Source organism: Planktothrix sp. PLAVEN19ND (genome assembly GCF_057220675.1).
Genome location: NZ_CM170132.1, coordinates 3,317,785 through 3,332,992, shown reverse-complemented (window position 1 = coordinate 3,332,992; position 15,208 = coordinate 3,317,785). Strand labels below are relative to the sequence as shown.

Here is a 15,208-nt window from a genome sequence, read left to right as displayed (position 1 = left end):
ACCCGCCCAACCCCAAATCAAAAATTAAATTAAACCAATAATTCCTCTAATTTATGTTGATTCCAAAGGGTCTGATATAGTCCTTTTATTCCTACTAATTCGGTATGGGTTCCAGTTTGAATAATACTCCCTTTTTCCATCACTAAAATCCGATCCGCCATGGCAGCCGCCGACATTTGATGGGAGATAAAAACCACGGTTTTCCGTTGGACTCCGATTTTTAAATTTCGTAAAATTTCCGTGGCAGTTTGATTATCTACACTCGAAAGAGCATCATCTAAAATCAAAATTGGTGCATCTACTAATAGTGCTCTGGCTAAAGCAGTTCGTTGTCGTTGTCCACCGGATAAGGTAATTCCCCTTTCACCCACTAGGGTTTCATATTGTTTAGGAAAATTCAAAATTTCTTCATGAATTTTAGCAATTCTAGCCGCCATTTCTATTTCCGATTGTTCCGTTAGGGGATTACCATAGGCAATATTATTCTGAATACTGGTACTAAATAAAAAGCTCTCTTGAGGAACATAGGCGATCGCACTTCTCAAATCCGATAACTTTAACTGCGTAATATCCTGACCATCCACAAATAATTGATCTATCTTAATATCTAATAACCTAGGAATAGCATTAGCCAAAGTCGATTTTCCAGAACCAATCTGACCAACAATGGCAACGGTTTCCCCTGGTTTAATCGTGAAATTAACATCATTTAGAGCCGGAACTTGGCTTCTGGGGTAGGTATAACTCAGATGAAATGCACTTAACCATCCTTGAATGGGAGTGGGTAAAGGTAAAGGTTCTAAGGTATCTTTGATCCGAGGTTCAACACTTAAAATCCCTTCAATTCTATCAATACTCACTTCTCCCCGTTGATAGGCTGTAATCGTAAATCCTAATAAAGCCGTGGGAAATACTAAACGTTCCACATATAAAATTAAGGCTACAAAATCACCAATACTCAGTTCTCCATTGGCAATAAATTCATCCCCAATTCCCAATAAAATTAAAAAACTTAAACTAGCAATTCCCCCTAAAATGGGAAACAAAAGATTTCGGGTTTTAGCTAAATCTAAATTAGCATAAAATAATTGTTGGTTATTTTCGGCAAAAGCTTGGCGTTCGTTTTCTTCTTGAGCGTAAATCTTGATTAAAGAAATGCCACTCATATCCTCTTGAATCAGATCGCTAATATTCGAGAGTTTTTCCTGAACTGTCATTTGTTGATCTCTGAGTTTCCCACTAAAAACCTGCACTAAAATCAACATGAAGGGATAAACAGAAATAGATAATAAAGTCAAGCGGAAGTTAATTGCTAACATTACTGGCAGGGTTAAACCATAGGCAAAGATGGTATTAGCAATACTGAGAACCGCAAAACCTAATAAACGGCGAATATTATCAACATCACTGGTGGCACGGTTAATTAAATCTCCAATGGTACTTTCGGAGAAATAGGAGGATTCTAGGGTTAATAAATGATTAAAAATCTTTTGTTTTAAATCAAATTCAACCTGACGACCTACCCCAAAAATGATAGTCCGTGAGATCATCCGAATCACCCACATAATTGAGGCTAAAATAAAAATCAAGAATACCTGATTTTGTACCGTATCAAAGTTAATCGCTACTTGCAGTTCATTCACAATATCCCGAATCAAAATCGGAATATAAACCCCCAACGCATTAACCAGAAATAACGCCACAATTCCTAATATTGTAGCTTTTTTATGGGGACGCAGATACTCTATCAGTTTTTGGAATCGAGAAGATTTCATATTTAGGCGAATCAGGTTAACAGAGTGAACTACCCACACTGACTTGGAGTACCAAGTACAGTGTCGGCTTCTGTACTCACAGGGGAATGCCTCAAGACGGACTTGCATCCCCCTTTTGGTCTTACCTCCCCTCCTACAGCAGAGACGGCTGCACCATCCGTCTTTAGCATTTCGACTGCGCTCAATGCAAGCATTCTGATGCCCTCTGCTCTAATATTTATAGCTGCGTTTCCATCTCGGTCATGATCAGTACCACAATTAGGACAAGTCCATTCACGAACATCTAATGGCATTTGACTGACTTGATAGAAACAATTAGAACAGAGTTTGGAACTAGGAAACCATCTATCAATCTCCACTAACTTACCGCCTTTTCTTTCTAGTTTGTAAGCTAGAAAATTAGTGAAAGTTCCCCATCCACAATCAGATATTGCTTTTGCCAAATTGTGATTACGAACCATGCCTTTGACATGAAGATTTTCTACTATGACAGCTTGGCTATCGCTGACCAACTTATGACTAAGTTTGTGTAGAAAATCTTGCCGGGAATTACTCACTCGTTCGTATAAGGAGGCAATAACTTGACGATATTTATTTCTGGATTTACTCCCCTTTTCTTTACGCGCTAATTTTTTCTGTTTGCGTTTGAGATTTTTCTCATGTTTAGCAAGATGTTTGGGATTATCGTATTTAGAAACATTTTCGCCATCAGTGACAACGGCAAAGTGTTTGATTCCTAAGTCAATTTCCCCGTATCTTGATAAACCTGAATCGATTTATTTAAAGCATAATTCCACCACCACCGCGAACATCCAAATGTTTGGGCTAGTAGTGCTTCTTGCAATGCAGTTGGATACAGACGGACTTGTACAGCTTTGTGTGGCACTCAATATCACCTCCTGGTCTGAATATCTTACTATAGCAGTTGCCACATCTATTAGGACATTCTTGAAAGCTAAAAGCTACTTATAGTAAGTATTTACCTATTGCCCATTGCCCATTCCCTATTGCCTCTTGCTATACATAATAAAAAAGATTTGGTCAACTCCGTACCTACGTTGACCCGCCTTTCATCCCACCGCTCACCTGGGTTATTGTAGAGCGGGGGACTTCCCGGCGGTGTTAGTTAAATTAGAGACTGAATTGGATTTACAGTTGACTGAATGTTTTAATCCTGTGCTCGATAGGGAAGGTTTGGGTTAATCAAATAAATACTATAGCTGATTTTGGCAAGAAATCACTTCGTAATTCCCCATTCCCCATTCCCTATTCCCCATTCCCCATTCCCTAAACTTTCCAAATATTTAGAAATAGCCTTATTAAAATCTTCGATCATGATCGGTTTACTCAGATAATCATTCATCCCTATCTCCAAACATCTTTGACGATCGCGCTCTAAAACATTAGCCGTCACCGCAATAATCCAGGGTTGGGTTTGGGCGGATTCACGAATTATTTTTGTTGCGGTTAAACCATCCATTTCTGGCATTTGCATATCCATCAAAATGATATCATAGGATTGTTTTTCTAACATTTCTAATACTTCTAATCCATTGTTAGCAATATCCGCATCATAGTCAAATAATTTCAGAAGTAATAATCCAAATTCTTGATTGATCTGATCATCATCGGCGATCAAAACTTTTAATTGCGATTGATCATAAATTTTTTCGACTTGAGGTAAAGCGGGATTTGTTAGTAAATTAATGTCGCTCTCAGCAGCGAGTTTTAATTGCAGGATAAAATAAAAAGTTGAACCTTGGGTCTGAGGTTGTTCGGGATCTAAGAAAAAATCCGGGGGAGGATTTCCCCCAATCTCACCCTGACTTACCACCCAAATTGTTCCTGCCATTAAATTAACTAAACTCTGACTAATCACTAATCCTAAACCCGTACCGCCATATTTACGATTAATGGAAATATCTCCCTGGGTAAAGGGTTGAAAGAGTTGATTAATTTGATCAGAATTAATCCCAATCCCCTGATCTTGAATCGAGATGATTAATTCATATTTCTGACCAGAAATAGGTTGACCCATTACCCGAATAGAAACACTGCCATGACTAGTAAACTTAACCGCATTTCCTATTAGATTTAATAAAATTTGTCTCAAACGAGAACTATCTCCTAAAAAATAATTAGGAATATCAGAATCAATTAAATAGGTGAGGTCAATTTCTCGTTCTACAACTTCTTTGTGTAAGAGATCACATACCGACTGGAATATAGTTCTTAAAACCAAAGGATTTTCTTCTAGTTCCAAATTCCCCGATTCAATTTTTGAGAAGTTAAGAATATCATTAATAATGGTTAAAAGCAGATTCCCGCTATCTTGAATCATATCGACTAATTTTTTTTGTTCCTGGGAAAGATCGGTCATCAACAAAAGTTGAACGATCCCCACCACACCATTCATCGGGGTACGGATTTCGTGACTCATATTAGCTAGAAAATCACCTTTGGCTTTGGTTCCGGCTTCCGCGCCTTCCTTGGCTTCAGATAGGGCGATTTCTGCTTGTTTGCGATCGCTAATATCCATCATTGTGCCATAGATATCGGTAATCTGATGCTGTTGATTATAACCAGCCTTACCTATAGCATTAATATATCGAATTACCCCATCATTATGACGAATAATTCTGAGATCTAGATCATAACTAATCCCTTGGGTTTTGAGTTGTTCTAAAGACTCTAAAAATTTAGGTTGATCCTGAACATGAATGCGAGTAATTAACTGGGATAATGTGGGTTCTCCTAAATTAAAATCAAAGCCAAGAATCTTAAATAATTCCTTTGAACAGCGCATTTTTTGAGTCTGAAGATTCAATTCCCAATTTCCCATCTGGGAAATACTTTGAGCTTCTTCTAGGCGATCTTTTGCTCTTTTTACCTCTTTCTGAGTCTCTTTTTGTTCGGTAATTTCTGTAATGACTCCTCCGACTCCAGACTGTCCATCTTGTAATAAAGCTGGATAAAAACTACTGACCCAATATCGAGTTTGTGAAAAGACAGGGGTTAGGGTTTGAAATTCGACATTTCTCAGGGTTTCACCCGTTTCTAAGACTTGACGCATCAAGGGTTCATAAATACTTGCCCATTCAGGAAATAACTCTTGCCCGGTTTTGCCAATATGTTCTCCTACGGACAAATGATTAATCTTGGCGAAGTTTTCATTAACTTTAACAAATTTTAGATTTTGATCCAGTAAACATAACCCCACAGGACTATTAATATAAATATTCTCTAACCAATTATTACTAGCTTGGAGTTGATTTTGAATTTTTTTCAACTCATTAATATTAACAAAGGTAACAACTAATCCATTATTGTTATTATTTTCCCCTTTATAGGTGTTCACTCGCATCAACAGTTGTTTTTGAGTCCTTTGGTTGATCACTTCTAATTCTAAGGGAATTTGAGTCACGACAAAATTCGATAAAATTTCAACTAAGTTAGGACAGTCTAAATTATGGGTAAAATGGCTGAGGGGGCGGTTAATATCAGTGGGAAGAATATTAATAATATTACTGGTCGTCGGGGTAAATTTTCTAATATTCAGATCATTATCCAGAAAGATCACCCCGATATCGGTACTGCGAAGTAAATTATCAATATCGCTCGTTAGTTCGGTGAGTTGTTGAATTTTAATCTGATATTCTGAATTAACGGTATAAAGTTCTTCATTTACCGACTGTAATTCTTCATTGGTACTTTGCAATTCTTCATTAGAAGCCAGTAATTCTTCATTGGTAGCCTGTTGTTCTTCATTGGTCGTTTCTAATTCTTCAATAGTCGCTTGTAAATTTTCTCGGGTTTGTTGCAGTTCATATTCTAATTCGGTGATTTGTTTGACGGTTTCAATATCAACCTGAAACTCAATCTGATTAGATTTGTTTTCTACTGTGGTTTTTATCTCCAATAAAACCAATAGAAATTCATTTATGATTGGGTATTTATTGGGAAATGCTATTTTTAAACTGAGGATCTCATTCACCCCATTTCTGAACAAATTAATGCCTGTATACAGAACATTTTGTTGTTCCCGTTTGGCTCGATGGATAGCGGTTTTCAAGGGTAATCGTAAAGGGGTGGGAACCAGTTCCGTAATATCCAATTTAGGCTTGCCTGTGGAGAAGGATAGCAAATCTGCACCATTATGAAAGATATGCAGTAATTGGCAGTCTTGATTAATTAATACACAGGTCAAATGTTGTTCTGTAAAACAAAGATTAAAAACTGAATCTAAAATCCGTTCATACTGAAATAAATTTCGATTAGAGGTGGGTGGTATCGTGACTGGAGCTAATAGGGGTAGCTGGGATACGGGCATTAAACTCAGTTGAATTTCTCGGTGTTTGCGGAAGATTTTCCATCTTTGATCGATATTAATAAATTCTGTTTCGATTTCTCCCAAGGTTTCGGCATTTCCCAAAAATAAAATCCCTTGGGAAGCTAAAGAAAAATGCAGCAAGCGTAATACTTGTTGCTGAAGTAGAGGCTGCATATAAATCAGCACATTTCGGCAACTAATCAAATTCATTTTAGAAAAACCCGCATTTTTAGTTAAATTATGGGGGGCAATAATTAACATCTCGCGTAAATGCCGTTTGACTTGATAACAGCCGGCTTTATAGATAAAGTATTTCTCTAAACGTTCAGGAGTAATATTATTTTTAATGCTTTCGTTATAAGTTCCTTGAGAGGCTACTTCCAGGGCTTTACTATCAATATCGGTGGCAAACATTTTGACGGTGATCTCTTTATTAGCCGCCTGAATTGCTTCATCAATTAATATGGCTAAGGAATAGGCTTCTTCTCCGGTCGCACAGGCGGGAACCCAGACTCGCAATTGTTCCTGGGGTGCTAAGGAGTTGATCAACTCCGGTAAAACCTGCTGTTCTATTAATTCCCAGGCGGGAGGATCTCTAAAGAATTGGGTAACACTAATTAATAAATCTTGACGGAGTAATTTTCTTTCCGTTTCCGATTGATTTAATAAGGTAATATACTGAGTTAAATTTGGGGATTGGGTGACACCACAACGATTCAGAATCCGACGACTGAGGGTGCTAATTTTGTATTGACAAAAATCAATCTTTTCATATTTGGATAAAATCCCCAGGATTTGTTCAAATTGTTCTACGGGAATTAAATCTCCGCCTTTGACTTGAGAAATGGGATAGTTCAGGGAATAGCCCACTAAACTATAAACCGCCTGGGCTAAATCTTGCGGGGATAAAATCCCATCCAAGCAATCACAAGGTATCACACTACTCGGCATACTGGTGAATTGGGCGGTTTCTGGGGATTGAACTAGGGTGATTCCGCCTTTTTGACTAATAGCTTGTAATCCTTCTGTGCCATCGTTTCCCGTTCCCGATAGCAGGATTCCGATCACTTTTTCCCCCCATTCGGTGGCGAGGGATTTGAAGAAAATATTGATCGGATAATTTACCCGCTCAGAAAGATGTTGTTCTAATCGTAAGCAATCTTTTTCGACTGTTAAAGTGTGACGCGGTGGCAATACATAGATATGATTTGGATGTAACTGTACCCCATCTTTTATCGGTTCAACTTGCATTGAGGTGCGTCTTTGAATTAATTCGGGCATCAAACTGGGAAAATCGGGAGAAAGATGTTGTAAAACCACAAAAGCGGCACCGGGATTATTCGGTAAATGGGTAAAAAATTCTTCTAAAGGTTGTAAACCTCCGGCTGACGCACCCATGGCTACCACAAAAAATTTTTCTGGCGTTTCAGGGCTATTATTCTGGGTATTTTGTGTCATATTAAGGAAGGTAATTAAAAGGGATTGGTACAGGAATTAAAATTTTATTTATTAGTCAGATAACTTTCTATGAACACATCAACAAATGGTTTTCAAAAAATAAAATAAAATAAAATAAAATAAAATAAAATAAAATAAAATAAAATAAAATAAAATAAAATAAAATAAAATAAAATAAAATTGTAACTCAAATAAACACTTTTGTCAACAAACTTAATTTTTATTTAATTATTTTTGCCAGAATTTTTTATCCTTAAACAGACTCATAATCTATTATCTCGTGTGTTCCTCATAAATTCCTTGACGGCTCACAGCTTCATCTGATAATAACGGGGTATTTTGCCGATGGCTCATACTCCAATTCTGTAGTTTTTCTATCCAATCTTGGGCAGATTGATGATCTACAGTAATATTAGCTGGAGACATTTCGCCATTAATTTTTACTTTTTTTTGTAATAGTTGGCGTTCTTCTACACTCAAAGTATTAATAATTGTTGCCAAAGATTCTACTAATTGAATATTCATGGTAACTGTTCCTTAATGGTACAAGACTTTAGAGAATATTTTTCAAATCTAATACAAATCCTGGTAAGATATTTTCTCCCGATAAAAATTGGGGAGATAGAATAATTTCTACTGTTTGATTCGGACGATAAATTTCTACACGCTGATGGTGTCTATCAATCAACCATCCTAATTTTGTCCCATTTTCTATATATTCTTGCATTTTCGCTTGTAGCTTTTCTAAGGAATCAGTTTTTGAGCGTAATTCGACGACAAAATCTGGAGATAGGGGAGCAAATTTTTCTTTTTCTGCTGTGGTTAAAACCTCCCATCTTTGGTTACTGACCCAAGCGGCATCGGGGGAGCGATTTGCCCCATTGGGAAGTTTGAAACCCGTTGAGGAATCAAAGGCTAATCCTAAATTATTTTGAGAACTCCAGATTTCTAATTGAGCACTAATTTTGATATTCCGGTTGCCCGTTTCGCTACCTGTAGGTGGCATAACAGTTAAATCTCCCGATGCACTGCGTTCAAATCTCAAATCCCGGTTGTTTTGGCATAGCTGAAAAAACTGGTCATCTGTTAGTTCAATAGTTAACTCAAAGGGTGTAGATAGTGTAGTAGTTTCCATGATTTTATCCTAATTGAGTTGGCTACGGTTCAATTATATCAACATTAGACGGACTACCTATGACCTATTCTAAGATTGACTATCGCCCATTCTCGATCGCTCATTGCTCACTACCTATTGACCATCGTCCATTAATATTTAGCTAACAGAAAAGGTAATCATTAGCAAAATAACAACGAACAAAACTGCTCCCGCCCCTAGAAAAATATATCGTTTTTGTTGTCCAGGTGAGGGATATTCCGAGGGGTAGATATCAGGTTCAACAGCGAAGTTATTGATCAGACCTTCATCATCTTTAGTGTAGCCAGTTCCAGGAACTACATCAGGAGATTGAGGATCATTTGTTGCAATTTCGGCAGGAATGAGTTCGCTACCGTCGCTACGATGCTCTGGGTTAGGGTTAAGGGTTTTCCCTGTTGTTTCGGAGTTGGTCATGTTGCCCTCTTATTAAATTTATATTTACTATTATAACCTATTTAAACAATAATAGGAAATAGGGAATAGGGAATAGGCAATAGGCAATAGGGAATAGGGAATAGGCAATAGGCAATAGGGAATAGGGAATAGGGAATAGGGAATAGGGAATTACGAATTACAAATTACAAATTACGAATAGGTAATGGGTAACACTTCTGGCTGTTTCATGTCAGTATTAAAATGTTACAACCTATTGCCTATTGCCTATTGCCTATTCCCTATTGCCTATTGCCTATTGCCTATTGCCTATTGCCTATTGCCTATTTCCTATTTCCTACTGACATAAAGAGCGATCGCTTTCCTCAACCTCAATATTAGTTCTTAAATAATCCCGCACCCAATTACAAGCATAATTAAGTTGATTAAGAGTGCGAATTTTTTTTAAATTCCAGATAATTAGTGTTTGATCATCCGATCCAGAAACTAAGGAATTCCCATCAGCAGTAAACGCTACACTAAAAACCATCCTTTGGTGTCCGGGTAAAGTCGCCAGTAAGTCTCCGGTAGCACTCCATAACTTCACATTTGTATCAACTCCGGCGGTGGCAATGGTTTGACCATCAGGACTAATGGCGAGGCGGTTAAACCCTTTACCTTCACCGGATATACTTCTAATTAATTTTCCATCCAACTGCCAAAATTTGAGGGTATCATCTCGGCTAGAAGTGACGACAAAATCATTTTGAGGACTAAAAGCGACTCCCCAAACTGAACTATTGTGGGGAAGTGTTGCTACTAATTGACCCTCTCGTGTCCAAATTTTAGCCGTGCGATCGGCACTAGCAGAGGCGATAAATTGTCCATCATTACTAAAGGCTAACTTCCAAATAATTTCATTATGGGCTGGAAAACTGTGCAGCAATTTCCCGTCAAAATTCCAAAGTTTGATGCTTTTATTATCTCCAGAAGCAATCGTTTGATCATCGGGACTGATCGCCAGAGCATTAATCGGATTTTTATGTCCGACCAAGGTTTTTAGAAGTTTGATCTCGGAGGTTTCAGGATTACGGATATCCCAAAGTTGCAGCTTCTGATTTAGGCTACCCGTGACTAATATTTGACTGTCTTGACTAAAAACCACACTCCGAAAAACCGGAGATCCTTGGTCTTTGAGGGTTTGCAAAAGTGTACCATCTGAACGCCATAATTTCAGGGTTTGATCTACACTGGTTGAGGCGATTAATTGACCATCCCGGCTAGTCGCCACGTCCCAAACTGTATTCTGATGTCCGGTGAGAGGTTTTAATAAATTGTTATTGAGATGCCAGAGTTTAATCACGCCCTCATTATTAGCAGAAATTTCGATTAAACCATTTGAACTTATTGCCACATATCCAATAAAACTGCGAAACTGGGTTAATTCTTGAATCAATGTGCCGTCAAATTTCCAAGTTTTAATGATGTTTTCTTCGTCAATAGTGACAATCTGTTTATCCTGACAATAAATCCCAAAAAATGGCCGATCATTGGTAATTGTTTTAACTAAAGTTCCGTCCAGTTTCCAGATTTTAGCGGTGAGATCCTGACTGGCAGAAATCAGTAAATTTTTAGAGGGGCAAAAACTTAAATGCCAGACGTTTTTTTGATGTCCTTCTAGGGTTTTGAGTAATCTACCATCAACGCTCCATAATTTAATAGTATTATCGGCTCCGCCGGAAGCAATCATCTGGCCATCTGGACTAAAAGCCACACTTCTCACAAAATTTTGATGACCAATAAATGTTTTTAAAAGTCGCCCATCTAACGTCCATAATTTAACCTTTGCATCTCCACCAGATGAGGCGATGAGTTGACCATCAGGGCTAAAAGCAACGCCCCAAGCTGGCCCTTGATGGGCTTGAAAACTTCGGATTAATGTACCATCAACCCGCCAAAGTTTGACACTGCCATCTAAACTAGCAGAAACGATCAAATTACTATCAGGATTAAATACAACCCGCCAGACTGCTCCGCTATGTTTTAAGATATGCAGAATGCTGCCATCGGGTTTCCAAATTCTCACGGTTTGATCTTCCCCTCCTGTGGCAATTAACTGAAGATCGGGACTAATAGCAACCGCCATCACACTGCCTTTATGTCCGTTTAAACGGTTAAATTCATAACTGCCATAAACCGCTTGATTTAAAACAGTTTCAACATTTTTAGTGGTTTGGTGATCAACATTCCCTAAACTTTCTAATTTGCGTTTGGCTTTAATGGCGACGATCATGGCGTCTAATTGACGATTGGCACCAAGCAAGCTTTCTGAGGAGGAAGTTAAGGCTTTGATTTCGCTAACTCTGGCTTCTCTGTATTGTTTGAAGGCGAATAATCCTAGGCCGGAAGCAATTAGAAAAGCAATACTCATTGCTCCTAAAAATAATCGTTGTAATTTAGCAGTTTTTTGTTCCTGTAATAATCTTTGTTTTTCCTCGGCTAATTTGGCTTCAATGGCTTTAGCACGTTCAGCTTCTAAAATTAGTTGGACTCCTTTTCTATCCGATTCTACTGAAGCTGCTAAAAATTGATAATCTAAATCGCTTAAACTTTTTCCTTGGAACCAAATTTGAGCATCTTTTAAGGCTTGTCCTCTTAATAACCGTGATTCATCTTTTTGATTTGAAGTGATCCAAGCCTCAAAGGTCTGGGAATAGGGACGAATTTTTGCTAATTGCTGTTGTACCCAAACTAAATTAAAGACTTCTTTATAAATTAGGTTTTTGACCTTTAAAAATCCCTGATCTTTGAGTACCAAACCAGATAATAAAAGCTCTACTTGTTCGGGGCTGTCATCGATCTCTATTTTTATTTCTTGTAGAATAGATTGGTAAATTCCTAACAGGCGTCCGGTGTGCTGAGAGTTGTGCAGTAAGCGATCGCGGATGGTTCTTAAATGTTCGGGTTCGTCCTGGGATTCCCATTTTTCAATGATTTGCGATCGCACGATCTTTTTAATCCATAATATCGGACTATTTTGAGCAATCAGATCATTTTTTAGTTGCCGATTTAACACCAATAATCTTAATAGTTTTTGGGTTAAAAATGGCTGCCCATTTGTCCAGGCTAAGATTTCTCGAAGCATGGCTTCCGGTTGTTCAAAAATTCCAGTTAATCCTTGGACTAAAGGGGCAGCTTCTGTTAAGGTAAATCCGCTTAAATTAATTGCTGTGCCAATATTAAAGGGAGTTCGGTTTTTATCAGCTATTAAATCCGAAGGAGTCGCCACACCAAATAAGGCAAAGGTTAGACGTTTATAGGCGGGATTAATCGCCCGTTGATTATAGCAGGCTCGAATTAGGGCAAAAAAGTCATCCGTGGGAAAGTTTAAACTCAGAATACTATCAATTTCATCAATAAAAATACAGAGATTCTGTTCAGGAAATTGCTGGACTAATAAAATTTCTAAAAATTCACTTAATTTTTGTAATAAAGAAATTCCTTCTTGTTCCTGCCACCAGATCTTTAAATTAAGTTTATCAAAACATCCAAATCCCCGTAATAAATCCATTACTATTCCTTTATACCATTGTAACGGAGTGGTATCTTGGCTACCAATTAGGGTCATATCTATCACTGTACAAGCATATCCTTCCGCTTCGAGTTGGTATTTAGTTCTAACCATTAAGGAAGATTTGCCCATTTGTCGGGAATTAAAAACATAGCAGAATTGTCCCGCTTTTAAGGCATGATAAAGGTGCTGGTCACTACTTCGCATCACATAAGTAGGATCATGATTTTCTAAGCTACCACCAACTTTGTATAAGGTCATAGAAATGGGGAATGGGGAATGGGGAATGGGGAATAGGGAATAGGGAATGGGGAATGGGGAATAGGGAATAGGGAATAGGGAATAGGGAATAGGGAATAGGGAATGGGGATAATACTTCTGGCTGCTTCATATCCGATCCGGTATGATAGATTAACTCCATTTTAGGATTTAAAATGAAAGCACAAGCCTATGATCGGATTAAAACATTAGTGGATATTCCCGCAGATTTTGGAAAATCCCTAATTCCCAAAGGAACAATTGGAACAATAATCGAATGTTATGAACGTCCTAAAGAGGGATATGCGGTTGACCTAACTATTCTTAGTGAAACTGGAGAATCGGGTTTTGAATATGAGAATGTAATTTTGTATCCTGATCAGTTCTCTGTCGTCAATGATACCCCGGAAATGGGGAATTTTATTTCGGTGTTTGGCGATATTAGTTATGAAGTTCCCCAAGTTGGTAATGAACAATCCCATTCTCCAGAAACCCCAGTAGAAAAACCGACTCAGGAGTAGAATCACACTCAAATCACCCTCAGTTAAAATTTTAGCTAAAACTGTCTCAGAATTATGCTACATTTCTCTACGGAGTGTTTAAAATTATTCATTCTGTAGAGAAATCTCAATTTTTATTAAACTTATGAAACGAATACTAAAATACAGTTTTATTCTATTTTTTGTCGGGATAATTTTAGCGATCGCTCCCCCCAGTTTAGGATTATTCAATCCTGGATTTGACCTGAGAATTATCCATAGCAATGATCATCACGCCCACCTAGAACCCATCACCGTTAATGAGACAGAACTAGGAGGCATTGTCCGACGTAAAACCCTAATTGATCGCTTAAAAATCCAAAATCCCCGAGAAACTCTCCTCCTAGATGCCGGAGATATTTTTCAAGGCACTTTATATTTTAACCAATATTTAGGTCAAGCGGATTTACCCTTTTATAATCAGATGAATTATCAGGCGGTTACCCTGGGAAACCATGAATTTGACCGAGGACAAACCGTTTTAGCTAATTTTATTAAAAAAGCTAAGTTTCCTATGCTTTCGGCTAATCTGGAAATCGCACCTAATTCTCCCTTGGCTGGGTTAGTAAAACCTTGGGTGATTCTATCGGTTAAAGGGAAAAAAATCGGGGTATTTGGCTTAACCACAGAAGCCACGGCTAATATGTCGAGTCCCGGGGAAGGAGTGGGTTTTACCGATGCTATTCAAGCGGCAAAAAAGGCGGTTTCTGAGTTAAAAAAACAAGGAGTGAATAAAATTATTGGATTAACTCATATTGGCTTAGAATCGGATTTAGAACTGGCTAAAACCGTCAATGATATTGATATTATTATCGGGGGACATAGCCACACGCCGTTAGGTTTCCATGCCCAATGCTAAACAACCCTATCCTATTGTTGAAACCACCCCGAAAGGTCAGAAGGTTTTAGTGGTGACGTCTTGGGAATGGGGGAAATATTTAGGGGATTTACAAGTTAAATTTAATCGCCGAGGGGAAGTAACTTCTTGGACAGGCACACCCCACGCCATTGATGTTCAAATTCAGCCGGATGCCAGCTTTGCCCAACAGTTAGCAAAATTTTCCGCTTCCCTAGAAGTCCTACGCCAAACTATTATTGGAAAAACCCTCACCCCCTTAGAAGGAAGTCGAGATTTAGTTAGAACTCAAGAAACTAATTTAGGGAACTTAATTACCGATGCCATGTTAAATAAATTAAGACCCGATGGTGCTGAAATTGCCTTATTAAATTCTGGAGGAATTCGGTCTAGTATTCCCGCCGGAAATATTAGTGTGAGTCAAGTGATTGAAGTCATGCCTTTTGGGAATACAATTGCTCGCTTAGATTTAACCGGAGAACAACTCAAACAAGCCTTAGAACATGGCGTCAGTCAAGTAGAATTAGGAGAGGGAAGATTCCCCCAAGTTTCAGGATTAAGGTTCATTTATGATCCAAAAGCTCCGGCGGGTTCTCGGGTTATTTCCGTTACCATTATTGATCAATCAGGGCAAGAAAAACCCCTGGATTTAACCGCCACCTATCGAGTGGTTGCCAATAATTTCATGTCCATCGGAGGAGATGGTTATGAAGTGATGAAATCAGGAAAAAATCAAGTTGACACCGGATTTTTATTGGCGGATGTGGTGATTGATTATATTAAAAAGCAATCGGAAATTAATATGAAATCGGGCGATCGGATTAGGGTGAAATAATCATTTTTAAGATATAGCAATCCTAAATATTTTATCGTAGGGGTTTGGTCTCCAAACC

Annotated in this window: 11 protein-coding genes; 3 read left to right on the top strand and 8 right to left on the bottom strand. The window is 38.1% G+C overall.

Translation table 11 applies throughout. The features are described 5' to 3' along the window. Positions 1 to 29: 29 nt before the first annotated feature. From AC2D3N_RS14730 to AC2D3N_RS14695, 8 genes are all read right to left on the bottom strand, one after another. Complete coding sequence (locus AC2D3N_RS14730; RefSeq protein ID WP_079681412.1) at positions 30 to 1,775, bottom strand: ABC transporter ATP-binding protein; 1,746 nt, start codon at positions 1,773 to 1,775, stop codon at positions 30 to 32. Positions 1,776 to 1,804: 29 nt separating this feature from the next. Then, the gene (locus AC2D3N_RS14725) at positions 1,805 to 2,509 is read right to left on the bottom strand and encodes an RNA-guided endonuclease InsQ/TnpB family protein (protein ID WP_484693761.1); all 705 of its coding nucleotides are present in this window, start codon (positions 2,507 to 2,509) and stop codon (positions 1,805 to 1,807) included. Positions 2,510 to 2,511: 2 nt separating this feature from the next. Further along, positions 2,512 to 2,661 carry a helix-turn-helix domain-containing protein gene (locus tag AC2D3N_RS14720; RefSeq protein WP_484691297.1) on the bottom strand — a complete coding sequence of 50 codons (150 nt, stop codon included), beginning with the start codon at positions 2,659 to 2,661 and terminating at the stop codon, positions 2,512 to 2,514. A 351-nt stretch (positions 2,662 to 3,012) separates the two neighbouring features. Then, positions 3,013 to 7,563, bottom strand: coding sequence for a chemotaxis protein CheB (locus tag AC2D3N_RS14715; protein WP_484691296.1), 4,551 nt, complete (start codon positions 7,561 to 7,563; stop codon positions 3,013 to 3,015). 273 nt (positions 7,564 to 7,836) lie between these two features. Continuing rightward, the gene (locus AC2D3N_RS14710) at positions 7,837 to 8,088 is read right to left on the bottom strand and encodes a hypothetical protein (RefSeq protein ID WP_079681409.1); all 252 of its coding nucleotides are present in this window, start codon (positions 8,086 to 8,088) and stop codon (positions 7,837 to 7,839) included. 28 nt (positions 8,089 to 8,116) lie between these two features. Then, positions 8,117 to 8,698, bottom strand: a complete 582-nt coding sequence (locus AC2D3N_RS14705) for a Uma2 family endonuclease (RefSeq protein WP_484691295.1) — start codon at positions 8,696 to 8,698, stop codon at positions 8,117 to 8,119. A 138-nt stretch (positions 8,699 to 8,836) separates the two neighbouring features. Beyond that, the gene (psb34, locus tag AC2D3N_RS14700) at positions 8,837 to 9,133 is read right to left on the bottom strand and encodes a photosystem II assembly protein Psb34 (RefSeq protein ID WP_079681407.1); all 297 of its coding nucleotides are present in this window, start codon (positions 9,131 to 9,133) and stop codon (positions 8,837 to 8,839) included. Between the two features lie 316 nt (positions 9,134 to 9,449). Continuing rightward, entirely contained in the window at positions 9,450 to 12,923 is a 3,474-nt protein-coding gene (locus AC2D3N_RS14695) for an AAA-like domain-containing protein (RefSeq protein WP_484691294.1), read from the bottom strand. A gap of 173 nt (positions 12,924 to 13,096) precedes the next feature. On the opposite strand from AC2D3N_RS14695, the gene AC2D3N_RS14690 reads away from it, so the two are divergent. The 3 genes from AC2D3N_RS14690 to AC2D3N_RS14680 all read left to right on the top strand — a co-directional run bounded on the left by AC2D3N_RS14690 (position 13,097) and on the right by AC2D3N_RS14680 (position 15,150). Then, positions 13,097 to 13,441 carry a DUF4926 domain-containing protein gene (locus AC2D3N_RS14690; protein WP_079681406.1) on the top strand — a complete coding sequence of 115 codons (345 nt, stop codon included), beginning with the start codon at positions 13,097 to 13,099 and terminating at the stop codon, positions 13,439 to 13,441. 124 nt (positions 13,442 to 13,565) lie between these two features. Next, the gene (locus tag AC2D3N_RS14685; protein ID WP_484691293.1) at positions 13,566 to 14,318 is read left to right on the top strand and encodes a metallophosphoesterase; all 753 of its coding nucleotides are present in this window, start codon (positions 13,566 to 13,568) and stop codon (positions 14,316 to 14,318) included. Next, complete coding sequence (locus AC2D3N_RS14680) at positions 14,305 to 15,150, top strand: bifunctional metallophosphatase/5'-nucleotidase (RefSeq protein WP_484691292.1); 846 nt, start codon at positions 14,305 to 14,307, stop codon at positions 15,148 to 15,150. Before AC2D3N_RS14685 ends, AC2D3N_RS14680 begins: the two co-directional genes overlap by 14 nt. The last annotated feature ends 58 nt before the right edge of the window (positions 15,151 to 15,208 follow it).